Origin of the sequence: Micromonospora noduli (genome assembly GCF_003264365.1) — a bacterium.
Lineage (GTDB): Bacteria > Actinomycetota > Actinomycetes > Mycobacteriales > Micromonosporaceae > Micromonospora > Micromonospora noduli.
On sequence record NZ_PYAK01000203.1, the window covers coordinates 1 to 384 of the forward strand.

1 protein-coding gene is annotated in these 384 nt (G+C 33.6%); it reads left to right on the plus strand.

Going from position 1 to position 384, the window contains the following annotated elements; genetic code table 11:
• Window positions 1-94: 94 nt before the first annotated feature.
• A partial coding sequence (locus GUI43_RS33385; protein WP_211326817.1) for a YuzB family protein occupies window positions 95-384 on the plus strand: 290 nt, incomplete at its 3' end.

The following is a 384-nucleotide window of genomic DNA, read 5'->3' on the forward strand; positions in this document are numbered from 1 at the left end:
GTTACGTATCTTGAAAAAAATATTAAAAAGAGTAAAATAGATAGAATTAACGAAAAAATTAATGAAATCGACGATATAGATATGATAAAGAAAGGTGGGTAGCAATATGAAAAATACATTCCTTATTTGTGATGAATGTCAGGCAGTCAATATTAGAACGTTACAAAAGAAGTTGGAAAAATTAGATCCCGATGCTGAAATCGTGATAGGTTGTCAATCTTATTGTGGACCTGGACGCCGAAAAACATTCACTTTTGTTAATAACCGCCCACTGGCAGCGCTTACTGAAGAAGAATTAATCGAAAAAGTTTCACAACAATTAAAGAAACCACGTGATCCTGAAGAAGAAGAGCGTTTAAGAAAACGACATGAAGAACGTAAACG